This window comes from Halorubrum salinarum, from assembly GCF_013267195.1.
In the GTDB taxonomy this organism is placed as follows: Archaea; Halobacteriota; Halobacteria; order Halobacteriales; family Haloferacaceae; genus Halorubrum; species Halorubrum salinarum.
The window spans coordinates 2,723,537-2,745,962 of the sequence record NZ_CP053941.1 but is presented as its reverse complement, the minus strand read 5'-3'; the positions used below and the strand labels follow the sequence as shown (position 1 = coordinate 2,745,962).

26 protein-coding genes are annotated in these 22,426 nt (G+C 70.0%); 13 read left to right on the top strand and 13 right to left on the bottom strand.

All coding sequences use genetic code 11. The features are described 5' to 3' along the window. Nucleotides 1-199 precede the first annotated feature (199 nt). The 6 genes from HPS36_RS14005 to HPS36_RS13980 all read left to right on the top strand — a co-directional run bounded on the left by HPS36_RS14005 (nt 200) and on the right by HPS36_RS13980 (nt 6,871). Nucleotides 200-1,033: an MBL fold metallo-hydrolase gene (locus tag HPS36_RS14005; protein ID WP_137716358.1), complete on the top strand. Its 834-nt coding sequence runs from the start codon at nt 200-202 to the stop codon at nt 1,031-1,033. A gap of 93 nt (nt 1,034-1,126) precedes the next feature. Then, nucleotides 1,127-2,908, top strand: coding sequence for an alanine-zipper protein (locus tag HPS36_RS14000; protein ID WP_173230619.1), 1,782 nt, complete (start codon nt 1,127-1,129; stop codon nt 2,906-2,908). 108 nt (nt 2,909-3,016) lie between these two features. Then, nucleotides 3,017-3,922 carry a hypothetical protein gene (locus HPS36_RS13995; RefSeq protein WP_173230618.1) on the top strand — a complete coding sequence of 302 codons (906 nt, stop codon included), beginning with the start codon at nt 3,017-3,019 and terminating at the stop codon, nt 3,920-3,922. A 419-nt stretch (nt 3,923-4,341) separates the two neighbouring features. Continuing rightward, nucleotides 4,342-4,722 (top strand): DUF5805 domain-containing protein, encoded by a 381-nt coding sequence (locus HPS36_RS13990; RefSeq protein WP_173230617.1) that lies wholly within the window; start codon nt 4,342-4,344, stop codon nt 4,720-4,722. Continuing rightward, on the top strand, nt 4,715-5,746 hold the full coding sequence (locus HPS36_RS13985; protein WP_173230616.1) for a tyrosine-type recombinase/integrase: 1,032 nt from the start codon (nt 4,715-4,717) through the stop codon (nt 5,744-5,746). The genes HPS36_RS13990 and HPS36_RS13985 overlap by 8 nt, the downstream gene beginning before the upstream one ends. Nucleotides 5,747-5,998: 252 nt before the next feature. Then, nucleotides 5,999-6,871, top strand: a complete 873-nt coding sequence (locus tag HPS36_RS13980; protein ID WP_173230615.1) for a phosphatase PAP2 family protein — start codon at nt 5,999-6,001, stop codon at nt 6,869-6,871. A gap of 116 nt (nt 6,872-6,987) precedes the next feature. On the opposite strand, the gene ftsY is transcribed toward HPS36_RS13980, so the two are convergent. The 10 genes from ftsY to HPS36_RS13930 form a co-directional block, all read right to left on the bottom strand. Beyond that, complete coding sequence (gene ftsY, locus HPS36_RS13975) at nt 6,988-8,079, bottom strand: signal recognition particle-docking protein FtsY (protein ID WP_173230614.1); 1,092 nt, start codon at nt 8,077-8,079, stop codon at nt 6,988-6,990. Nucleotides 8,080-8,094: 15 nt separating this feature from the next. Beyond that, nucleotides 8,095-8,553, bottom strand: coding sequence for a prefoldin subunit alpha (gene pfdA / locus HPS36_RS13970; RefSeq protein WP_121564697.1), 459 nt, complete (start codon nt 8,551-8,553; stop codon nt 8,095-8,097). Further along, nucleotides 8,553-8,729, bottom strand: a complete 177-nt coding sequence (gene rpl18a / locus HPS36_RS13965; RefSeq protein WP_053771299.1) for a 50S ribosomal protein L18Ae — start codon at nt 8,727-8,729, stop codon at nt 8,553-8,555. Before rpl18a ends, pfdA begins: the two co-directional genes overlap by 1 nt. A gap of 97 nt (nt 8,730-8,826) precedes the next feature. Then, entirely contained in the window at nt 8,827-9,642 is an 816-nt protein-coding gene (locus HPS36_RS13960; RefSeq protein WP_173230613.1) for an ABC transporter permease, read from the bottom strand. Next, complete coding sequence (locus HPS36_RS13955; protein ID WP_173230612.1) at nt 9,639-10,607, bottom strand: ABC transporter ATP-binding protein; 969 nt, start codon at nt 10,605-10,607, stop codon at nt 9,639-9,641. The genes HPS36_RS13960 and HPS36_RS13955 overlap by 4 nt, the downstream gene beginning before the upstream one ends. 75 nt (nt 10,608-10,682) lie before the next feature. Next, entirely contained in the window at nt 10,683-11,348 is a 666-nt protein-coding gene (locus tag HPS36_RS13950) for a translation initiation factor IF-6 (protein ID WP_053771302.1), read from the bottom strand. A 1-nt stretch (nt 11,349) separates the two neighbouring features. After that, a complete protein-coding gene (locus tag HPS36_RS13945) occupies nt 11,350-11,628 on the bottom strand; it encodes a 50S ribosomal protein L31e (RefSeq protein WP_053771303.1) in 279 nt (92 codons plus the stop codon). Beyond that, nucleotides 11,629-11,781, bottom strand: coding sequence for a 50S ribosomal protein L39e (locus HPS36_RS13940; RefSeq protein ID WP_004050128.1), 153 nt, complete (start codon nt 11,779-11,781; stop codon nt 11,629-11,631). A 107-nt stretch (nt 11,782-11,888) separates the two neighbouring features. After that, a complete protein-coding gene (locus tag HPS36_RS13935) occupies nt 11,889-13,007 on the bottom strand; it encodes a M20 family metallopeptidase (RefSeq protein ID WP_173230611.1) in 1,119 nt (372 codons plus the stop codon). Nucleotides 13,008-13,075: 68 nt separating this feature from the next. Then, nucleotides 13,076-13,360, bottom strand: coding sequence for a DUF357 domain-containing protein (locus HPS36_RS13930; RefSeq protein ID WP_121564685.1), 285 nt, complete (start codon nt 13,358-13,360; stop codon nt 13,076-13,078). Between the two features lie 112 nt (nt 13,361-13,472). On the opposite strand from HPS36_RS13930, the gene HPS36_RS13925 reads away from it, so the two are divergent. The 6 genes from HPS36_RS13925 to HPS36_RS13900 all read left to right on the top strand — a co-directional run bounded on the left by HPS36_RS13925 (nt 13,473) and on the right by HPS36_RS13900 (nt 17,963). Then, nucleotides 13,473-14,306, top strand: a complete 834-nt coding sequence (locus HPS36_RS13925; protein WP_173230610.1) for a DUF6498-containing protein — start codon at nt 13,473-13,475, stop codon at nt 14,304-14,306. Nucleotides 14,307-14,372: 66 nt separating this feature from the next. After that, a complete protein-coding gene (locus tag HPS36_RS13920; RefSeq protein ID WP_173230609.1) occupies nt 14,373-15,149 on the top strand; it encodes an RNase P subunit p30 family protein in 777 nt (258 codons plus the stop codon). Beyond that, nucleotides 15,130-15,753, top strand: coding sequence for a class I SAM-dependent methyltransferase (locus tag HPS36_RS13915; protein ID WP_173230608.1), 624 nt, complete (start codon nt 15,130-15,132; stop codon nt 15,751-15,753). Before HPS36_RS13920 ends, HPS36_RS13915 begins: the two co-directional genes overlap by 20 nt. A gap of 10 nt (nt 15,754-15,763) precedes the next feature. Beyond that, nucleotides 15,764-16,243 carry an Rpp14/Pop5 family protein gene (locus HPS36_RS13910; RefSeq protein ID WP_137716344.1) on the top strand — a complete coding sequence of 160 codons (480 nt, stop codon included), beginning with the start codon at nt 15,764-15,766 and terminating at the stop codon, nt 16,241-16,243. Between the two features lie 4 nt (nt 16,244-16,247). After that, nucleotides 16,248-17,030 carry an archaeal proteasome endopeptidase complex subunit alpha gene (gene psmA / locus HPS36_RS13905; protein WP_173230607.1) on the top strand — a complete coding sequence of 261 codons (783 nt, stop codon included), beginning with the start codon at nt 16,248-16,250 and terminating at the stop codon, nt 17,028-17,030. A gap of 66 nt (nt 17,031-17,096) precedes the next feature. Continuing rightward, nucleotides 17,097-17,963, top strand: coding sequence for an SDR family oxidoreductase (locus HPS36_RS13900; protein ID WP_173230606.1), 867 nt, complete (start codon nt 17,097-17,099; stop codon nt 17,961-17,963). Nucleotides 17,964-17,978: 15 nt separating this feature from the next. Here the strand turns inward: HPS36_RS13900 and HPS36_RS13895 are convergent, their stop codons facing one another. Then, on the bottom strand, nt 17,979-18,503 hold the full coding sequence (locus HPS36_RS13895) for a hypothetical protein (protein ID WP_173230605.1): 525 nt from the start codon (nt 18,501-18,503) through the stop codon (nt 17,979-17,981). Nucleotides 18,504-18,724: 221 nt separating this feature from the next. Between HPS36_RS13895 and HPS36_RS13890 the strand changes: the two genes are divergently transcribed. Further along, complete coding sequence (locus HPS36_RS13890) at nt 18,725-20,650, top strand: beta-CASP ribonuclease aCPSF1 (RefSeq protein WP_053771313.1); 1,926 nt, start codon at nt 18,725-18,727, stop codon at nt 20,648-20,650. 25 nt (nt 20,651-20,675) lie between these two features. Here the strand turns inward: HPS36_RS13890 and HPS36_RS13885 are convergent, their stop codons facing one another. Then, entirely contained in the window at nt 20,676-20,888 is a 213-nt protein-coding gene (locus tag HPS36_RS13885; protein ID WP_173230604.1) for a hypothetical protein, read from the bottom strand. A gap of 97 nt (nt 20,889-20,985) precedes the next feature. Next, on the bottom strand, nt 20,986-22,380 hold the full coding sequence (locus HPS36_RS13880; RefSeq protein WP_173230603.1) for an APC family permease: 1,395 nt from the start codon (nt 22,378-22,380) through the stop codon (nt 20,986-20,988). Nucleotides 22,381-22,426: the final 46 nt, after the last annotated feature.

Sequence of the window (22,426 nt, the reverse complement as noted above, 5' to 3'; positions counted from 1 at the left end):
CGGTAGACCGCGTCTCGCTTCTATTTTCCCGGGTTTCGCGGATCGAACTCGCTCGCGCGGTGCGCGGCAATTTTGTATAGCGGTATGCGATTTATTTGTGGCGTCCGCGACAGAAATCCGTCGTTGCTGTTCCGACACAACTGTCCGCGATCCGGCGAACTCCGGAATCATTACCCCCGCCGCTTCCGCATCGCCGTCCATGGTCGACTCCGACTGGGGCGACTGGCTGCCGCGCGCGGTCGCGGACGCCGACCCCGACACGGTGGCGCTGTGGTACCTGGGCTGTAACGGCTTCGCGATCAAGGGGAGCGAGGGGACGGTCCTCTGGATCGACCCCTACGTCGGCACGGGCGACCCGCCGCGGACGATTCGGATGATTCCGGTCCCGTTCGACCCCGCCGACGTCGAGGTCGCTGACGCGGTGCTTGCGACCCACGAGCACACGGACCACGTTCACGGGCCCTCGCAGGCGCCGATCCTGGAGAACACCGACGCGGACCTCGTGGCGCCCGACGACTCGCTCGCGGTCGCGCGCGAGGAGGAGCGGTGGACCGAGGAGTACGACGTGAGCGAGGCGGCGTTCACCGAGGTCACCGAGGGCGACGAACTGCGCGTCGGCGAGTTCACCGTTCACGTCGTCGAAACGCACGACGCGGACGCCACGCACCCGGTCGGCTACGTGATCGAACACGACGCGGGGACGGTGTTCCACGCCGGCGACAGCAAGCCCTCGCCGTCGTTCACGGGGCTCGCGGAGCGGTTCGACATCGACCTCGGAATCCTGGCGTTCGGTTCCGAGGGCACGATACCCGACAAGGAGACGGGGGAGCCGGTTCGGACGAAGTGGTACAGCGACGAGAACGAGGTCGCGACGGCGGCGAACGACCTCGGCCTCGACCGCCTGGTGCCGACCCACTGGGACATGTGGAAGGGGCTGACCGCCGACCCGACCGCGCTCCACGACCACGTGCGGAGCTACGAGTCGCCGGACCGGCTGGAGATAGTCGAGATCGGCGACCGGATCGACCTGTAAACGGGAGTCGAGCGGCCGTTTTCTCGACGTTTCGGTTATCAACCACGAAACGCGGCCCGTGGAATTTAAGCCCTTGCTCCGGGACGTGCGGGTATGAGCGAACGGACGGCGGAGGCGGCCACGACCGTCGACGAGGACGGCATCCGCGTCGAGAAATCCTTCACTGACGACGCGTTCCCCGTGCCCGCGGTGATGTACACCCTCTCTTCGCACCGCGAGGACCCCGTACGGGTGCGCATCGTCGACCGGATCCCGGAGTCGTTCCCGATGGACCGAGTCGGGTTCCACCCGGAGTACGAAAGCGAGAACTGGACGGCGTACAAGGACCACCGCGTGGAGTTCGAACGGGTGATAGACCCGGACGAGACCGTCGAGACGGTGTTCGGGATCCGCGACGAGGACCCCGACCTCGACGGGTTCCTCGGCACGCCGGTGATCGAACACGTCCCCGTCGGCGAGGAGATAGAGGACGTTCTCGGCGCCGGCGACACGGACGCGGTCCGCGAGGTGCTCTCCGGCGACCGCGCGACGCTCCCGGGAATGGCGGAGGACGACGAGCTGCTCCCGGACGACCCGGCCGAACCCGCAGACGAGCCCGAATCCGAGGCCGAGGAGGACGACGCGGAGCCGACCGAGCCGCCGGAGGCAGACGCCGAACCGGAAGCCGACGCCGAGCCGGAAGCTGACGCGGCCGACGAAGCCCACGACGAGCCGGAGTCCGCGGCCCCCGAACCGCGGGCCATCGAAGCGGGGACGGCCGCCGTGACGGCGCACGAGGGAGAGCCCGTCGGCGCAGCGGTGGCAGAGAGCGAGTCTGCCCCGGACGAGGAAGCCGAGCCGGCGGCCGACGACGCGCCCGAGGAAGCGCCCGAGGCGGACGACACGGACGCTGAAGAGCCTCACGAGGACGAGACGGACGAGGAGGGAGCGGTCGAGGACGATGGCGAGGCGGCGAGGCTGCCGGGCGAGGGCGGCCTCGCGGCGGCGCTCGCGGCCGAGATCCGCACCGGCGCGGCAGACGAGGAGGACATCGCGACCATCGAGGAGGCGTTCGAGGCCGACGTGCCGCGCAGCGTCGACGTGCGGATCGCCCGCCTCCAGTCGAGCGTGGCCGACATCGAGGCGTACGCCGACGCGCTCGCGGAGTTCATCGACGGTGAGGGTACGGCGCGCGAGATCCTCGACGGGATCGACGACCGCGTCGACGCCGTCGAGGCGGAGGTCGACGCCCTCGACGACCGCCTGGACGATGCCGACGACGAGCGCGAAACGCTCGCCTCCGACGTCTCGCGCGTCGACGCCGAAGTCGACGCCGCCACGGACGCGGTCGACGAGGTGGAGGACCGCGTGGACGCGGTGGCGGACGACGTCGAGACGGTCGAGAGCGACGTTCGGGCGGTCGAGGACGACGTCGCGGCCGTCGACGACAGCGTCGAATCGGTCCGGGGCGTCGTCTCGGCCGTCGAGAGCGACGTCGACGACCTCGCCGCCGACGTGGACCGGGTCGAGGGAGAGGCCGACGCCGTCGCGGAGTCGGTCGACGACCTGGGAGACGACGTGGAAACCCTCTACGAGGAGGTCGACAGGGCGGCCGAGCGCGCCGAGAACGCCGAGGAGACGGCCGAGAGCGCGGAGGACCTCGCCACCGACGCGACGGAGCGCGTGGACGAGGTCGAGTCCGGGCTCGACCGCTTCGACGAGGAGTTCGACGACCTGTGGGACGACCTCGCGGAGGTCGACTCGCGGCTCACCGACATCGAGGACCGCCTCGGCGAGGACCTCGACGACGTGGCGGCCGAGATCGAGGAGATCAACGATCACCTCGACGAGCTCGACGAGTTCCGGACCAGGCTCAACGAGGCCTTCGGTCCGTAAGTCGGTCGCTGCCGACGCCGCGCCGGCTTTTTCGAAGGGCACGGCAGCGAGCCGTGGTCCCGGTTCAAAAACGCAACCCGTTTTACGCGCCCGACCGCAGATCGCTCAATGACAGATCCGGTTCCGGTCGCGGTCCCGCGCAAGGGACGCCCGCTCGAAGCGGTGTTAGAGCGGATCGCGGCCGTCGCGGACGGCGACCGCCTCGACCGGCTCGCGGACGGCGTGAGCAACACGCTCCGGTACGAGAAGGCGGTCACGAAGGGCTCCGTCGACGCCGACGCGGGCCCGTACGAGCGGCTCGCCGAGTACTCGGACCCGGCGGCCGCCGCCGAACCCGAGTTCACGCTGCTTCGCGACGACCGAAACGGGAAGCCGCGTCGGATCGTGTTCGACGCCGCGACGGTCGACCTGGGCGACGTGACGGTCAAACTCGTCGGCCGCGAGGAGCCGTTCCGCGCGCTCCGAACCCACGAGTTCGCGCTCGGATTCGACTCCGCGGACCTCGTCTTGGAGGAGGTGGTCGGCATCCGAGAGGGCGGCCTCGGCGACATCGCGGACATCAACGACCGCATCGACCCGGTCGACACCGACGTGCGCGTCGTGTCCGGCCTCGGAGACACCGTGTATCACACGCTGATGGGACGCGAGGACCGACGCGCGCCGAACACGACGTTCGACCGCGCGTACCTCGCCGACTACGAGGGCCTGCTGTGTATCTCGCCGCGGTACGAGCGCCTGGTCACCGCGGTGTTGGGCACCGACGCGCTCGACGGCGTGGAGTTCGTCTATCCCGACGCCGACGAGGAGGAGGAGGCGGCCATCGCTCGGGTGGGCCTCGGCGTCTACCTCACCGTCACCGGCTCGACGGCCCGCGAACACGGCCTCTCCGTCGGCGAGCACCTCTTCCCGAGCGAGACGGTCCTGATGCGTAACGCCGCCGAGACGGACGAATCGGTCTCTCGCGTGCTCGGGGCGTTCGAACGCGAACCGACCGACTCGGAGATACGGGTCTGAGTCCGGGTATCGTATAGCGGCATGAAATATACTCGTCGCGTCTGAACGGGGTCCGGCCACGTCGCGCTGGCCCCGGTCCGTGTTTTCGTACCGGCAGTGGCAGGAAATCCAGTCGATACGTCTCGGCGGTAACCCCTTGTCGACGAAGTCCGACCAGTTCGTGTCGTGTTCTCAAACACTCCGACGGAATCGGTTAGCCGACTCCCTGGGATGGCGTGTCCTAGGGCTCCCCGCATGGAAGCGATCATGGAAATTGTATATCCAGGAAAGTAGTACCACACACCTCAGATAGCAGCACTACAAAACAAGATACATTCTCAGAACTGGCGGATATAGGGGTCTACACACCGAGATAAAGTCACTTATCCGGAAATCTGGGATAGATTGAAGTTGAGAGCGCGAGAACGCTCGTTCCACAGATGGGAGGCGATCGACAGTCGGTGAAGACGTACGTGCCGACAGAACAAAAAGAGATCTGGCGCGAGCACGCCGACGAGTTGGACATGTCGCTGAGCGAGTTCGTCAGGACGATGGTACAGGCCGGACGCAGGGGCTTCGCGCCAAGCGAGTCGGCGACCGACGAGGAACCCGCTTCCGAGGGCTCCGACCCCAGGGGTCACGACCTCGAAAGGCGTGTTCGCGCGGCTCTCGAATCCGGACCCCGATCGTGGGACGAACTGGTCCAGGCCGTGGTCGGTGACGTGGAGGACGAACTAGAGGCGACGCTCGACGATCTCCAAGATCGAAACCGGGTTCGATACAGCGGGCGTGACGGGGGGTACGTGTTGACCGATGAGTAGCGCGCGCGGGGCCCCCGAGCCCGACGACCCGGTCGGATACTTCCTCGAAGACCTCACTTACCACGGCAAGACGGACCGGACCAGGGCGGCGTACGAGCGCGTCCTCCGCCGGTTCGAGGCGTTCCTCGACGGGACCGAACCGGCGTCGGCGACCCACCGCGACTGTATGGCGTTCGTCCACTCGCTGCGAGGCGACGTGGCCGACAGCACGGTCGCGACGTACGCCGCCTACCTCCACCGGTTTTACGGGTACATGACGGAGGTGGGCGCCTTCGACGGCAATCCGATGACGCTGGTGATGGAGGAGATGGACGAGACCGTCGACAAGGACCCTGCTCGGCGCGACGTCTCTATCCCGGCCATGCGGTCGTTCCTCGCCGGGATCCGCCACCCGCTCCATCGGGCGCTCGTGGTGACGCTTTTGAAGACCGGGATGCGGGTCGGCGAGCTCTGTAACCTCGACTTACGTGACTTCTCGGTCACGGATCCGGACTTGGAGGCCGCCTACGCGCTCGGCGACCGACCGGCGCTGTCGGGGCGCCCCGACTCGATATTCGTGACGGCCGACGCGACCGTCGGCGAGGAGTTGAACGGTGAGGTGCGCACGGCCGCGAACAAGCGGAAGCGGGGGACCGTGATCCCCGTCGACGACGAGCTACACCGTGCGCTGAAGGCGTGGCTCGCGGTTCGACCGGACTCGCCGTCGCCCGCGGAGCCGCTGTTCGTCGGCACCGCGGAGGGCTGGGGCGAGCGGCTGCGACCGCAGGCGGTCAGACACGTCGTCGAGCGGTACGCCCGCGAGGAAGGGTGGTATCGGACCGGCGGCGGCGCCGACGAGAACGTCACGCCCCACTACTTCAGACACTTCTTCACGACGCACCTCCGCGACAGGACCGGGGACCGCGGCGTGGTGAAGTACCTGCGCGGCGACGTCGCCGACGACGTGATCGATACCTACACTCACAACTGGGGCGATCAGGTGCGCGAGGTCTACGAGGCGAACGTCTACCGACTGCTCCCGTGACCGACTCGAATTCCGTCGGGTAAGAAGCGACACATTTTGTTCGAGAGCGAGTGAGTAAATCGTATGTCGCTATACCGAAATACCCCGGTCGATCTCGCTCAGGTCCAATGGACAAATCACCACTGTCGCGGCGGGTGATCACCAACGGAGCGGGAGGGGTAGCGGCGCTGGCGGCCGTTCCCTTTTCCTGCCGTACCGGCCTGCTCGGATATCGTGTCACTCATGTATCGTGAAGGCGGTGGGGAAACGACGATGGCGCTCCTCAGAGTGACCGCCCTCACCGGCCTCTCGGTTGCCGTCGGGTCGGCGGTCACAGCCCTCCTCTGTGTCGGGCCTCGACAGCTGTCTCGCACGACGAACGACCTCGGCCGCCGCGCTCGCGACATCGCGCCGTACCTCGCGGCGGCGCTGGGGTTACTCGCGGTCAAACAGCTCACCCAGGGGTACCGGATTCGGATCTCCCGCGCGCTCGACTGGCATATCACGGACAAGCTGTACGCTATCGAGGGAGAGTTCGTGGCCGCGCTCCAGCGCGCGACGCCGGACGCGACGCTCGAACTCTTCTCGGCGGCGTACATGCTCGGGTTCGCGGTCCTCCTCGTCGCCGGGCCGGCGGTGTACTTCCTCGCCGGGGACGGCGGACAGCGACACCTGAAGGAACTGCTCGTCGCCTACATGCTGAACTACGCGGTCGGGACGCTCTGTTACACGCTGTTCGTCGGCTACGGGCCGCGAAAGTACCTCGACTCGGTCGACGGGCTGCTGTACCAGTTCTACCCCGAGACCCAGGAGCTCACGGCCGCGGTCGCGTCGAACACGAACGTCTTCCCCTCGCTCCACGCCTCGCTCTCCGTGGCGGTGGCCGCCGTCGCGTGGCGCTCTCGGCGTCGGTTCCCGCGGTGGGCCTGGATCGCCGGCGCCCTCACCGCGACCGTCGTCTACTCGACGATGTACCTCGGGATCCACTGGGCGACCGACGTAATCGCCGGCGCCGTCCTCGGCGCGGGGTCGGCGGCCGTCGGGGCGCGGATCGTGACTCGCGTCGAACGGCGGGCAGCCGGCGAAGCGCCCGATCCGGTCGACGGGGCGGCGTCAGAGCCGGAGCCGAAGCCGGGCGACGACTGATCGAGTCGCGAGATCGAGCTTCGTCGACCCGGCGGAGCGACGGGCGCGTCCCCTGAGCCGCGGCTCGTGAGACGTAACGAGCCGGAAGGAACCGGCGGGGTCGGGTCGGCTGCCCGTTACTCCTCGTCGAGGAGGCTCTCGACGAGGTCCTCGGGGTCGAACAGCGTGATGTCGTCGTACCCCTGTCCGGTACCGAGGAAGAGGATGGGCTTGCCCGTGACGTACGCGACCGAGATGGCGGCGCCGCCCGAGGAGTCGGCGTCGGCCTTCGTCAGGATCGCGCCGTCGATCGCCGCGGCGTCGTCGAACTCCTTCGCGCGGTTCACCGCGTCCTGGCCCGCGACCGCCTCGTCGACGAACAGCGTCATGTCCGGGTCGACGACGCGGTCGATCTTCTCCAGTTGGGCCATCAGGTCGTCGCTCGTGTGGAGCCGGCCCGCCGTGTCGCCGAGCACGACGTCGACGCCGTTCGCCTCGGCGTACTCGACGCCGTCGTAGATGACGGCCGCCGGGTCGCCGCCCTGGTCGTGGCTGATCAGGTCGCGGTCGAGCCGGTCGGCGTGTTCGCGGATCTGCTCGTTCGCGCCCGCGCGGTAGGTGTCGCCGTTCGCGAGGACCGAGGAGTAGCCGCGGTCGGCGAGCCACTCGGAGAGCTTCGCGATGCTCGTCGTCTTGCCCACGCCGTTGACGCCGGTGAAGACGATGGTGACCGGCTTGTCGGCCTCGGCGATGCGCTGCTCGAAGTCGAACTGGCCGACGGCGATCACGTCGAGCAGGGCGTCGTGGAGCGCCTCCTCGACGAGCTCGCCGGTCGTCTCGACCTGCTTGCGCGACTCGCCGAGCATGCTCTCGCGGACGCTGTCGAGGATCTGTTCGGCGACGCTCATCTCCACGTCGCTCTCGAGTAAGGCCATCTCGAGGTTCCACAGCGGCTCCTCTAAGTCCTCCTCCTCGATGATGATCTGGCCCGTCGCGAACGCCTTCGCGCGCTGGAAGGTGCTCGGCTCGTCGTCGGAGGCGTCGGCGTCGTCCGTCTCGCTCGCGTCCGCTTCGGACGCGTCACCGACGGCCGCCGCTCGGGCCTCGTCCGCGTCGGCGTCGCTCTCGGCGGTCGCCGCCTCGTCGTCGGCGGGCGCTTCCTCGGCCTCGGTCGACTCCTCGACGTCCTCGCGGAAGCCGGAGAGCTTGTCTTTCAGTCCGTCGAACACGGTCGGATCCCCGTCTTACTCCCCGTCGTCTTCCTGCGCCTGCTGCATCTGCTGCATCTGCTGTTGCTGCATCTGCTGTTGCATCTGCTGGGCCTGCTGTTCGAGCTCGTCGCTCTCGGACTCCAGCTCAGCGACCTCGTCTTCGGTCTCCTCGATGCGGTCGTCGAGCGCCTCCTGCTTGCTGCGGAGGACGTCGATGGCGTCGTCCTGCTCCTGCTCCGCGGAGTAGTTACCGCCGAGCGAGACGATGACCTCGTCGATATCCTGGACCTCGGCGCGGAGGTAGGCGCCGCCGCCGAGCGGGACCTGGACCGTCGAGCCCGTGTCGAGCGTCTCGATGGCCTCGATCGCGTCGTCGATGTCCGCCTTCTCCTCGCGGTAGTCGGCGATCTCGGCCTCGAGCGCCTCGATCTCCTCGTCGAGCGCCTGGATCTCCTGCGAGAGCTGCTGAAGCTGCTGTTGTCCGCCGCCCATCATGCCTCGGACACCTCCTCGATCTCGATCTGGGTGCGCTTGCGGTTGTGCTGGCTCCCGACCGTGGTGTAGATGCGCTCGCGGGCGAGGTCCTCGTTCTCCGCTTCGACGTCCTTCGTGAACGGCTGGTCGCCGTCTCGGCTCTGGAACCGTCCACTCACCGTGTAGGTACTCATGTTCCTCGATCCGGCAGGGACAGGGAAGTATCTTCCTAAAAGGGGACAGGCGACCACGCCGGCGTTGACGGGCCGGAGCGGCCGCGAAACCCGGGTCTCACCCCGTCAGATCCGCGAGTCGGAACCGAACGGCGGCGAGCGCGACGAGGGCGGTCGTCGCCGCGAGCAGGACCGCGGCGCCCGTCAGGTCGTACTCGCCCAACACGAGGACCGCGGAGGGGTCGTAGTGGGCGGTCGGGCTGAGGTCGCCGACCTCCGCGTAATCGGTGCTCCCGACGACCGACTCGAACATGAACAGCGCGAACAGCGCGCCGAGCGCGACCCGTTGGGCGATCCCCGGCCGCGAGGCGAGCGTCGACACCGCAATGCCGAGCGCGACGCAGGTCAGGTGGTACGGGACCGCGAGCGCGTGGACTGCGACGAGCCGCTCGACCGCGATCGTCTCCCCGACGGCGAGGACGCCGACGTACGCGACCACCGGGATCACGAGGTTCAGGAGCGCGACGAGCGGGACCAGTCCGAGGAACCGCCCGATCACCACGTCGCGGCGCGCGACCGGCGCTGAGAGCGTGAGGTCCATCCGGCCGGAGGCGACGTCGTCGGCGATGGTCCCCCCGGCGAGGTACGCCAGGTAGAGGCCGACGAGGAGCAGCCACGCGAACTGGTAGAACTCCACGGCGAGGAACCCCTCGATGGAGGAGATGGCGATGATCCCGAACGCCTCCTGGAACGCCGGCGGGAACGCCTCGACGTACGCGTCGAGGTCGATGCCGGCGGTGGTCAGCGACGGGAAGAAGGCCAAGAAGAGAAGCATGAACGCGGAGAGGAGGCCGGCCACCACGAGCGATCCGCGGGCGCGGCCGGCGGCGTCGTACCGCGCGATGGCGAGCCACGGCGCGGGGCGACCGCTCATCGGGCGTCACCCCCCGACTCCGCGGCGACGCCGGTCGGCGCGCCGTCGCCCGGCGCTTCGCCCGCTCCGCCGCTCCCGGTCGGTCCCGGCGCTTCGCCGTCGTAGAAGGTCATGAACGCCTCTTCGAGCGGCGCGTCGACCACGTCGAGGTCCCGGACGGTGTACCGCGAGAGCAGGTCGATCAGCGCGTCGTACTCACCGGTCCAGGTGAACGATACCGCCTCGCCGACGCGGAGGTTCATGATCCCGCGGACCTCGAAGTCGCTCCGGTCGACGTCTTCCGCGACGCGGACGCGGACCTGTTTCCCGCCCCGTGAGCGGAGGTCCGAGACGGACTCGACCGCCACGAGGTGACCCTGCCGGAGGACGCCGACGCGGTCGCAGAGCGCGGCCACCTCGCCGAGGACGTGCGAGGAGAGGAGGACGCTCGCCCCGTCGTCGACGCGCTCGCGGACGAGGGCGGCGAACTCCTCCTGGAGGAGCGGGTCGAGCCCGGAGGTCGGCTCGTCGAGCAGCAGCAGGTCCGGGTCGTGCATGAACGCGGCCACCAGCGCCACCTTCTGCCGGTTCCCCCGAGAGAGGTCCCCGATCCGCCGCGACTCGTCGAGGCCGAACCGCTCGACGAGGCCCTCGCGGCTCGACTCCCCGCGGAGCGCCGCCTGGTGGTCGAGGAACGCCGCCGCGGTGCGGTCGCGGTCGAGCCCCGGGTCGCCCGGGAGGAACCCGATGCGCTCGCGGGCGCGGCGCGACTCGACCGGGTCGGTCGCGTCGTGACCGAGCAGCGTGGCGCCGCCGCTCGTCGGCGAGAGGAACCCCAGCATGGTGCGGATCGCGGTCGTCTTCCCGGCCCCGTTCGGGCCGAGGAAACCGAACACCTCGCCGTCCTCGACGGCGAAGGACACGTCTTCGATCCCCCGGACGTCGCCGTAGTACTTGGAGAGGCCGCGGCACTCGATAGCGGGCATACCGACCGCAACACGGCTGCGGCTCTTAAATGTGGGAGTGCGATCGGAACGGAGGAGAACGGAGCGCGGGTCGGCTCAGTCGATGAAGGCGAGGGTCTCCTCGATGCGGCCCAGCTCGGGGCCGGTGGTGTCCTCGCCGACGACGTACCCCTCGTCGGTGGCGACGAGGCCGGAGCCGACGAGCGGCGCGCCGTAGTTGACGGTGCCGAGGTCGGCGCGCACGTCGAGCGCCTCCTCGACCGCCTGAAGCTCCGACTCGGTCGACTGGGGGTGACAGAGCACGCCCGTGTTGTTGGCGACCGCCGCGGTCCCGACAGTTCGCACGTCGCCGAGGTCGCCCCGCGTCACCGGCACGTCGAGGGCGTCGGCGACCGTCCGGACCGCCTCGCGCGAGAGGTCCGGGTGGACGTACGCGCCGGAGTCGTTCGCGAGGACGACGTTCCCGGCGGCGTTGATCTCGCCCGGGAGCTCTCGGACCGGAACGCCGGCGGCGTCGGCGATCCGGTCCTTCTCGCGCTCGGTCGCCCGCGCAGAGACGAGGACGCCGTTCTCGTTGCCCGTCGCGAGCGCGCCGACCGTGTTCGACCCGCCGACTGTCGTCGGCAGCGGCTCGGCGCCGAGCTCTGCCGCGAGGTCCTCGGCGAGCCCCTCGTCGACGTCCGGCCGGACCAGCAGGAGGTCGTCGACGGCGCGGGCGAACACGCCCACGTACGACGAGCCGGTGAAGGTCGCCCGTAACACGTTACTCCGCGTGTTCCGCCTCGACGACCGGCTCGCCGTCCTCGACGAACCGAGCCGCGCGGACCCGCACCGAGCTGGGCGGGTTCTGTCGCCCGTTCGCCCAGACGGCCTCGTTGACGGAGCCGTCGATGATCACGTCGCCCTCGTCGACGGAGAAGTGCTTCGCGAGGTGCTGCCGCGTGATCTTCATGGCGTAGTCGGCGCGCTGCTGGACGGGCTTGTCTTTGGCGTCGCGGAGCGGGACGGTGACGACGCGCTCCTCGAAGTCGTTCGTCGACATTTACTCGTCCAGGTCGTTCCGGCGCCAGTTGCGCCGCTTGGGGTTTCGCGTCACGTTCATGTCAGTCTTCATCATGACCCACGCGGGGACGCGGGTGTTCTGGCGCTCCGCCTTCGCCAGACGCTTCTTTTGAGCCTTCGACTTGTCTCCCATAGTGGCGCACACTTTCCGCGGAGCGCATAAAACCCCTTCCATACGGGGCCGCGCGAGGCGGTCCGAACGCCGCCGCACGTCGTCCCTCGCGGCCGCGCTGGCGGCGGCTACGGCTCCCGCTCGGCGATGCCCGCGTAGATCCGGTAACAGCGGTCGAGGGCGTCGAGGCTCGCGCTCTCGGTGTCGGTGTGGGCCTCGCCGGGCTCGGAGGCGCCGCACACCAAGCACTCGGTGCCCGCCTCCGCGAGCCACCCCGCGTCGGTCGCGTGCGGCTTGGTGACGTGTTCGGGCGCGTCGAGGCCGAGGTCGTCGTGGACCTCGCGGGCGACGTCGAGCGCGGCGTCCGCGAACGCGGCGTCGCCGCAGGCCATCGGCGGGAGGTCCTGGTCGACGACGAGTTCGACGCCTGGCGTCGCGTCCGCCACGCCGGCGAGGTCGGCGCGGCCGCCCGGCACGGTGCGCTCGTCGACCGTCGCCTCGCAGCGCTCCGGGATCACGTTCCACGTCTCGCCGCCGTCGACGATCGTGACCGCGAGCGACCCCGACACGTCGTTGCCGAGGACCGTCGCCCGCGGGGCGTCGAGGTCGCGGACCGCGTCGATCGCGTCGCAGGCGCGGTAGATGGCGTTCTCCCCCGCCTCCGGCTCCGAGGCGTGGGCGGCCTCGCCGCGCGCGACGAGCCGCGAGCCGCGGCGCCCGCGGTGCGCGACGACCACGTCCGTGACGCCGGGCTTCGAGTAGTTCGTCGACCCCTCAGCGACGACCGCCCGGTCCGGCGCGAACCCGGCGTCGATGGCGTGTCTCGCGCCCTCGCCGCCGACCTCCTCCCCGACGAAGGAGGCGAATATCAGCTCTCGGCCCGCGGGCGGCGTCGCGTCCCGGAAAGCGCACATTGCGGCCGCGACCGACCCCTTCATGTCGGCGGTCCCGCGGCCGTAGATCCGGCCGCCGCGGCGCTCGACGACGTAGTCGCCGTCGAGTCCGTCGCCGGTCGTCTGCTCGGGCGCGGGCGGGACCACGTCGTGGTGGCCGACGAGCGCGAGCGAGTCGGCGTCCGGATTGTCGGTCGCGCCCGTGGACGCGAGGACGTTACCGGCGTCGTCGCGCTCGACGGTCGCGTCCGTCTCCGAGCGCAGCCACTCCTCGACGGCGTCGCCGGCGGCGGTCTCGTCCTCGTGCGACGGGATCGAGACGAGCCGCTCGGTCAGGTCCGCGAGTTCGTCCATGCCATCAGTGGCGGCCGTCGCCGCTTAAGCGCGTCCCTCGTGAGCGCTCCGGGCGCCGGGTCGCGGCCTCACGTCGTGAACAGCTCGGTGTCGTCGGGCACCGCGAACAGCCCGAGCCGCACCCCGGCGTCGAGCCAGCCGTAGCCGTACGAGTACGACGCGAGCGCGTTCACCGGGTCGCCGTCGGCGCGGAAGTGGCGCCCGTCGTCGAGGTACGACTCGGCCATCTCGGTCACGTCGGCGGCGGCCTCGCCGAGCGGCGTGTCGGCCGGGGGCCGGGGCTCCGCGACCGCCAGCGCGTCCGCGAGCATCCGCTCGTAGCGGTCGGTCTTCTCCTCTAGGTCGGCGGCCATACGCGAGTGTCCCGGCGGGCGGACAAAAGCGGCCGGGTCGGGCGGGGCGACGGCACGGACGTGTCGGGGTCGCCGGAGCGTTTACCTACCGCTCGTCCGTTGATCGATCCGAATGAACCCCCGCACTCGCCCTCCGGCGGGGAGCCGTTCGGCCCTCGCGCTCGTCGTCGCGACGAACCTGCTCCCGCTCGCCGGCGTGGTCGCCTTCGGCTGGCGCGTCGGCGAACTGCTCGCGGTGTACTGGATCGAGGTGGCCGTCCTCGTCCTCGCGCACGCCGCCGCCGCGATGTTCGCGGAGCGACCGATCGTCTTGGAGGACCGCTCGTTCTACATCACCGGGTACGACGAGGACGCCGAGCGCGACGAGGTGTGGGAGCGCGAGCCGGAGCCGACCCGCCTCGTCTCGTGGCTCCCGCCGATCTACCCGCGGAACTTCCGCGTCGTCCGCCGCTCGCTCGGGGTGTTCGCCTTCCTCCTGTTCCCGCTCGTGCCGGTCGGCTGGGACGCGCTCTCGTATTTCACGCCCACGGTCGCGCTCGCGACGCTCGGCGTCTGCGGCGCGCAGGTCGCGGAGGTCCGCCGGGAGTTCTTCGCCGAGCGCGCCTACGAGGAGCAGTCGCCGTACATGGTCGTCGAGGCCGCCCAGCGCGTCGTCTTCTTCTACGTCGTCATCGGCATGCTGACCGTCGTCCCGGTCACGTTCGGCATCTTCGTCGTCGAGGGCGCCCTCGCCCCCGGACTGCTCGACCGCGTCGGCGACGCGTTCGGCGTCGGGGCCGTCCTCCTCCCGTACCTCCTCCCGATCACGCTCGCCAAGGCGGTCGTCGAGTGGGGGCGGCGACGGGCGTTCAGCGAGGACGACCCCGACGGCGTCGCGACGTGGTTCACCGGGGAAGATCCCAGGCGCGAGTGGAAGAAGGAGGAGGAGTCCACCGGAGAGGGGTGACCGGCCGACGGGGCGGGAGCGCCGAAAAACGCAACGCGGATACGCGCGGCCGCGAAATGAGGGCGCATGTACGAGGCCGTTCACGCCGCCCCCGACGGGGAGGCGACCGCCGCCCGCCAGGCGGCGACCGCCGCGCGACACGGCTACGACGGGATCGTCGTGCGGTCGCGCGACGCGCTGGACCCGGCCGACGACGGCTCCGCCGCGGCCGCCGACGCGAGGGGGTCGGTCGAAACGGGCCGCGCCGAGAGCCCGGTCCGCGACCCGGCCGCCATCGGCGAGGAGTACGGGATCGACGTGGTCGACGCGGTCGAGGTCGACGCCGACGACCCGACGAGCGCCTCCGGGGCGGTCGGGAACTACCGCTCGGACCGCACGGTGGTCTGCGTCGTCGGCGGCGACGACGCGCTGAACCGGTTCGCGGTCGAGCAGCCGCGCGTCGACGTGCTCGTCCGCCCCATGGCGGCCGGCGGCGACTTCAACCACGTCCTCGCGAAGGCGGCGCGCGACAACGGCGTCCACGTCGAGTTCGACTTCGGGCCGGCGCTCCGCGAGACCGGCGGAAAGCGGGTCCGCGCGCTCGCCGACCTCCGGAAGCTCCGCGAGATCGTCGGCCACTACGACGCGCCGTACGTCGTGAGCGCGAACGCCCGGTCGCACCTGGAACTCCGCGCGCCGCGCGAACTCGTCGCGGTCGGCGAGGCGATCGGGTTCGACGCCGAGGCCGTCCGCGAGGGGCTCCGGGCGTGGGGCGACCTGGTCGACCGCAACCGCGAGCGCCGCTCCGAGGGCTTCATAGAGCCGGGGGTCCGACGTGGCAGGTATGAAGAAGACGGTCGCTGAACACGCGGAGCGGTTCTCCGAGAAGGCCGCGGAGTACGACGACTCGAAGAGCGAGGAGTACCACGCCTGCGCGAGCCTCGTGATCGACCACGCGTCGCCGGAGCCGGACGACGTGGTCCTTGACCTGGGCGCCGGCACCGGCGCTATCGCGCTCGCGGTCGCCGAGGATGCCGAGCGCGTCCTGGCCCGCGACATCAGCGAGGGGATGATGGACGAGGGCCGTCGGAAGGCCGACGAGCGCGGGCTCGACAACGTCGAGTTCGCGTACGGCGAGTTCCGCGACCCCGAGGTCGACCCGGAGCAGGGGGTCGACGTCGTCACCTCGAACTTCGCGCTCCACCACCTCGCGGACGACGAGAAGCACGAGGCGATCCGGGTGATGGCCGAGACGGGCGCGCGCCGGATCGTCCTCGGCGACGTGGCCTTCTTCGAGGCGCCCGACCCCGACGAGCCGTTCTACAGCCCCGAGGTCGACGACCCCGCGACCGTCGGCACGCTCGTCGAGGCGTTCACGGCCGAGGGGTTCGCGGTGACCGCGGTCGAGCGCGTCCACGACCAGGTGGCGGTGATCGTCGCCGAGCGGATCCGGGAGCTCCCGGCGTGAGGGGGCCGTCGTGAAGCACCTCCCGAAACACCTGCGGCCGCGGTGGCGGTACGTCGCGGTCGGCATCGAGTCGTGGGCGGGCGCCGAGGTCGGTCGGCGGGCGTTCCAGCGCGCGCTGTGGTACAGCGCCGGCAACCTGCTCGGCGACGCCGGCAGCGCCGACGCCGACCTCACGCTGCTGTCGTTCGACCACGCGGACGGGAGCGGCGAGGCCGTCGTCCGCGTCAGACACGGCCACGTCGACGACGCTCGCGCCGCGATAGCCTGCGTGAGCGAGGTCGACGGCGAGCCGGTCGGGATCCTCGTCAGGGGGATTTCGGGGACGGTGCGTGCCTGTGAAGAAAGATATATGGGTCGCGCGACCGCCAGTTCGACACAGCGAGACGTCGCGTTCGAGGGCGCCGAGCGGACCGCGACCGTGCGCGGAGACGCGTGCGACGTGCGGACCGAGTCGGGTCGCGTCGGCGCGACGACGTTCGACACCGAGTGATATCATGCAGGGCCAATCCCAACAGCAGGCGTACGACCGCGGCATCACAATCTTCTCTCCGGACGGCCGACTCTACCAGGTCGAGTACGCCCGGGAGGCGGTGAAGCGAGGGACGGCGAGCGTCGGCGTCCGCGCCGAGGACGGCGTCGTCCTCGCGGCCGACAAGCGCGCCCGCTCCCCCCTCATGGAGCCGGAGAGCATCGAGAAGCTCCACAAGGCCGATGACCACGTCGGCGTCGCGAGCGCCGGCCACGTCGCCGACGCGCGCCAGCTCATCGACTTCGCGCGGCGGCAGGCGCAGATCAACCAGCTCCGCTACGGCGAGCCCGTCGGCATCGAGACGCTGACGAAGAACATCACCGACCACATTCAGCAGTACACGCAGGTCGGCGGCGCGCGCCCGTTCGGCGTCGCGCTCATCGTCGGCGGCATCGAGGACGGCGAGCCGCGCCTCTTCGAGACCGACCCCTCGGGCACCCCCTACGAGTGGCAGGCGCTGTCGATCGGCTCGGACCGCAACGACCTCCGCGACTACCTCGAAGCGGAGTACGAGGAGGGCATCTCGACGGACGAGGCGGTCGGGCTCGCGCTCGACACCCTCGCGCAGTCGAACGACGGTGAACTGGAGCCCGACGGCGTCGGCGTCGCGACGATCACCGTCGACAACCCGCAGTACGGCGAGCTACCCGCGGACGAGGTCGAGGGGATCCTCGACGAGCGAGACCTCCTCGCGACCGACGAGGACGAGGACGAGGCGGACGACGACGCGGAGAGCGACGAGGAGTAAGTCGTCGTCGCCGCGGGCGCGAGGGCCGGCGCGTCGCCGGCTCGACCGCCATCGGTCGGGAGAGTTATGCCGTCGGAGACTGACCGGAGACGCGTGCAGAAGACGGTACTCATCACCGGCTGTTCCTCGGGCATCGGCCGCGCCGCGGCGCACGCGTTCCTCGACGAGGGATGGACCGTGTACGCCACCGCGCGGAACCCGGCGGACGTCGAGGCGCTCGGCGAGGCGGGCTGTGAGCTCGCCACGCTCGACGTCACCGATCAGGACGACATCGACCGCGTCGTCGAGCGGATCTTAGACGAGGAGGGCGCGATCGACGCCCTGATCAACAACGCCGGCTACGGCCAGTTCGGCCCGGTCGAGGACGTCACCACGGACCGCGTCCACGACCAGTTCGACGTGAACGTGTACGGGCCGCACCGGCTGATCCGCGCGGTCCTCCCCGCGATGCGCCGCGAGCGCGACGGGACCATCGTCAACGTATCCTCCGTGGCGGGCCGGGTGTCGATCCCCGGCGGCGGCGTGTACAGCGGCTCGAAGTTCGCCCTGGAGGCGATGTCGGACGCGCTCCGCAACGAGGTGGCCGACCTCGGCATCGACGTGGTCGTCGTCGAGCCCGGCCCCGTGAAGACGAACTTCTCCGAGCGCGCGGAGCGGGAGGCCGACCCCGAGGAGCGCGAGGGGATAGAGCGCACCGACGCCTACGAGGCGTTCTACGCGATGTTCGAGGACGCGAAGCTGATGGGCGGCGACGGCCCCGGCGCCGTGGAGCCGGAGCTCGTCGCGAACGCCATCTACGACGCCGCGAGCGCGACCCAGCCCCCCGCGCGGGTCCAGCCCGGGACGGTCGCCCGCGTCGGCGTGCTCGCGCGGTTCGTCCCCGACGCGCTGCTCGACCGGGTGTACGGCCTCGTCAGGAACGTCACGTCGTAGACGGTCGCGCGCCGGTCACCCGCTACCCCCCGCGTTGACCGCGAACGGACTCGTTCCCTCCCGCCAGTCCCAGCCCGGCAGCCGCGTCTGGAACCCCGCCGCGAGCGCGGCATCGAGGTCGTCGGCGCCCGCTGTGCCGGCGCCGGGTTCGTCCGGTTCATCCGCGGTCACGTCCCGGTCCACGTAGAGGTCGGCGACGTGAAACGTCGCCTGCGCGAGCAGCGAGAGCGGGCGCCCGCCGGCGATCGTCGCCGCCAGCTCGCGGCCCAGCACCTCGTCGACGACGAAGCCCGGGTAGTCGCCCTCGACGTCGAGGTCGCGTAAGAGCGCGACGCAGCCCGCGACGTTGACCGCGACCTCGCCGTCGGCGAAGACGGCGTCGACCTCGCGGCGGTACGCGTCCGGCGCGACCGCGTCCACCTCCGTCTCGAAGAGGCGACCGAGGCGGTCGCGGGTGTCGTTGAGTATCGGAACGACCACGTCGGCGCGGTCGCGGACCCAGGCGTGTTCGTCGCGGACCGTCTGCGGCGTGACGCGCATAGCTCGACTTGGGCCGGCCAGGGCTTGCCCTTTGCGAAGGCTTTTATAACGGCGGGGCAGTACCGTGATCCAAGCGGGTTTTCGCTGGCTGTTCCCGCGTACGGAACCAGTACGGACAGTACTTCCACTATGCCTACCCCGTCACGGTCGATCGATCGGCGCCGAGTCGCCGCGCGACGCGATTCGACGACGACGGCGGCCCCGACGACCCGCAGTGAGATATGAGTCAAGTCGACAAGCAGCTCGATACGTTGAAATCAGAGATCGAACAGGAGATTCCGAACGACATCACGGTCACCGACGTGAAATACGAGGGGCCGGAGCTGGTCGTGTACACGCGCGACCCGAAGCGGTTCGCCGGCGACGGCGACCTCATCCGGCGGCTCGCCTCGAAGCTCCGCAAGCGGATCACGGTCCGACCGGACCCGAGCGCCCTCTCGCCGCCGGCACGGGCGGAGGACCAGGTCCGCGAGGTGATCCCCGAGGAGGCCGGCGTCACGGACCTCGACTTCCACGAGGACACCGGCGAGGTCGTCATCGAGGCCGAGAAGCCCGGCATGGTGATCGGCCGCCGCGGCTCGACCCTCCGCGAGATCACCCAGGAAGTCGGCTGGACCCCCGAGGTCGTTCGGACGCCGCCGATCGAGTCCTCCACCGTCTCGAACGTCCGCGGCTTCCTGAAGAACGAGCGCGAGGAGCGCCGCGACATCCTCGAACGCGTCGGCCGGCAGATCCACCGCGAGGAGATGTCCGACGACGAGTGGGTCCGGATCACGACGCTCGGCTGCTGTCGCGAGGTCGGCCGCGCCGCCTTCATCCTCTCGACGCCCGAGACCCGGATCCTCATCGACTGCGGCGACAAGCCCGGCGCCGAGGGCGAGGTGCCGTACCTCCAGGTCCCCGAGGCGCTCGGCGCGGGCGCCGCGACCCTCGACGCGGTCGTGCTCACCCACGCCCACCTCGACCACTCGGCGCTGGTCCCGCTCCTGTTCAAGTACGGCTACGACGGCCCCATCTACACGACGGAGCCGACGCGCGACCTGATGGGCCTGCTCACGCTCGACTACCTCGACGTGGCGGCGAAGGACGGCCGGACGCCGCCGTACGAGTCGGCGCAGGTCCGCGACGCGATCAAACACACCATCCCGCTGGAGTACGGCGACGTGACCGACGTGGCGCCTGACGTGAAGCTCACCTTCCACAACGCGGGCCACATCCTCGGCAGCGCCGTCACCCACTTCCACATCGGCGACGGCCTCTACAACGTCGCCTTCTCCGGCGACATCCACTACGAGGACACGCGGCTGTTCAACGGCGCGGTCAACGACTTCCCGCGCGTCGAGACGCTCGTCTTAGAGTCCACCTACGGCGGCCGCAACGACTACCAGACCGACCAGGAGGACTCCGAGGAGGCGCTCAAGCGGGTCATCAACGAGACGTACGAGCAGGGCGGGAAGGTCGTCATCCCCGCCTTCGCCGTCGGGCGCTCGCAGGAGATCATGCTCGTCTTGGAGGAGGCGATGCGCGAGGGCGAGATCCCGGAGATGCCCGTCCACCTCGACGGGATGATCTGGGAGGCGACGGCGATCCACACCACCTACCCCGAGTACCTCCGCGACGACCTCCGCGACCGCATCTTCCACGAGGACGAGAACCCGTTCCTCGCCGACCAGTTCAACCACATCGACGGCGGCGAGGAGGAGCGGCAGGACGTCGCCGACGGCGACGAGTGTATCATCATCTCCACGTCGGGGATGATCGAGGGCGGGCCGATCATGTCGTGGCTCCGCCACATCGGCCCCGACCCGGACTCGAACCTCGTCTTCGTCGGCTACCAGGCGCAGGGGACGCTCGGCCGCCGGATCCAGAACGGTTGGGACGAGATCCCGGTCGACGGCTGGGGCGGCGGGAGCCGCGGCGACACGCTCACCCTGGAGATGGACACCGAGGTCGTCGACGGCTTCTCCGGCCACGCCGACCGGCAGGGGTTAGAGAACTTCGTGAAGACGATGAACCCGCGCCCGGAGAAGGTGCTGTGCGTCCACGGCGACGAGAGCTCGGTCCAGGACCTCTCGTCGTCGCTGTACCACGACTACAACATGCGGACGTTCGCGCCGAAGAACCTGGAGACGTTCCGGTTCAAGTAAGCGCGGTGGCGCGGGGCGCCCGTTTTCAGGCCACGATCAGCAGCGCGACGCCGACGAGCGATAGCCCCGCTCCGAGGACGCGGTTGAGCCTCCCCGCCCACTCCTTCGGTTCGCTCTCGGACCCGGACCGTCGGCTGCCGACGGCGTCGATCCGTTCGCGGAGCTTCGCGGCTTCGAACGGCCAGACCGCGTGCGGGACCCCGACGACCACGAGGAGCAGCGCCGCGAGCGACTCCATGGGCCGATCAGCGAGACCCGCGTAATAGGTTTTCCGCGCGACGGGAGGCGACCGGACCACTCCGGGACGGCCTCGTCCCAGTCTCGGTCGCCGCGGCTCAGTCGTCTCGCTGCTCCGCGGTGGCGGCCTCGTCAGGCGGCTCCGCGGCGTCGGCGTCACTGTCGAGGAACGTCGCCAGCGCGCCGGTGCGAGCGGTCCGCGAGCGCGCGTACGCCAGGTACCACGCGAGGCTTCCGAGGGTGATGCCGACCGCGCCGAGGATCGAGAGGCGCCCCATCTGAACGATCAGCACGGCGCCGCCGATCACGCCGAGTGCCTGTAGCACCGGGTACCCGGGAGACCGGAAGTCGGGGTCGTAGAAGTCCACGTCGGCCTCCCGGAAGACGATCACGGAGAGGTTCTCCAGCGAGAAGACGAGGATGAGGAAGGCGCTCGCCAGCTTCGCCAGGTCGACCACCGGGACGAACGCGATGAGCGCGAGCAGCAGCGCGCCGGTGACGAGGACGGCGTTCACCGGCGTGAGGAACCGGGGGTTGATCCGGCCGACGCGGGCGGGGATGAGCGAGTCGCGGCTCATCGCGAGCAGGAACCGAGAGGTCCCCAAGACGCCCGCGTTCGCCATGCTGGTGAGCGCGAGGACCGCGGTGACCGCGACGACGGTGACGCCGGCGCCGCCGAACACCCGCGCCGCGCTGTCGGCCATCGGCGTGAGGGAGGTCCCGCCGCCCGGACCGCCGGTGACGAGGGTCTCGCCCGGCACGACGCCGACGACGACGGCCACGACCGCCGTGTAGATGGCCATCATCACCCCGATGGAGACGAGCATCGCGAGCGGGATGTTCCGGTCCGGGTCGGCGATCTCCTCGGCGACGGACGCGACCTCGCCGATCCCCGCGTACGAGACGAACACGAAGGCGGCGGCGGTCGCGACCCCGCCGACGCCGTGGGTCGTGAACGGGACGTACTGCGCCGACTCCGCCGGCCGGATCCCGCCGACGACGTAGGCGCCGAGCACGAGCACGACGAAGGTGACGAGGACACTCTGTACCTGCCCGCTCTTCTCCGTGCCGACGACGTTGAGCAGGATGACGACGACCCCGAGGACGAGCGCGACCGTCTTCACGAGGCCGACGGGGATGTTCACGAGCAACAGCAGGTAGGCGCCGAGGCCGACGAGCGCGAACGCGCTCTTGAACACGAGCGAGAACCAGACGCCGACGCCCGCGATCGTTCCGAACAGCGGACCCATCGCGCGGTCGATGTAGATGTAGGTGCCGCCGTCCTCGGGCATCGCCGTCGCCATCTCGGCCTTCGAGAGCGCGTTCGGGAGGACGATCAGGCCGGCGATCAGGTACGCGAGGATGACCGCCGGGCCGGCCTTCTCGTAGCCGACCGCCGGGAGGACGAAGATGCCGCCGCCGATCATGGCGCCCATGCTCAGCGTCACCGCCGAATAGAGCCCGAGGTCCCGGCTCAGGTCCCCTTCACCCATTACATACCGCTTGGAATACCCACAGTTAATCCTTCGCTATCGGTAA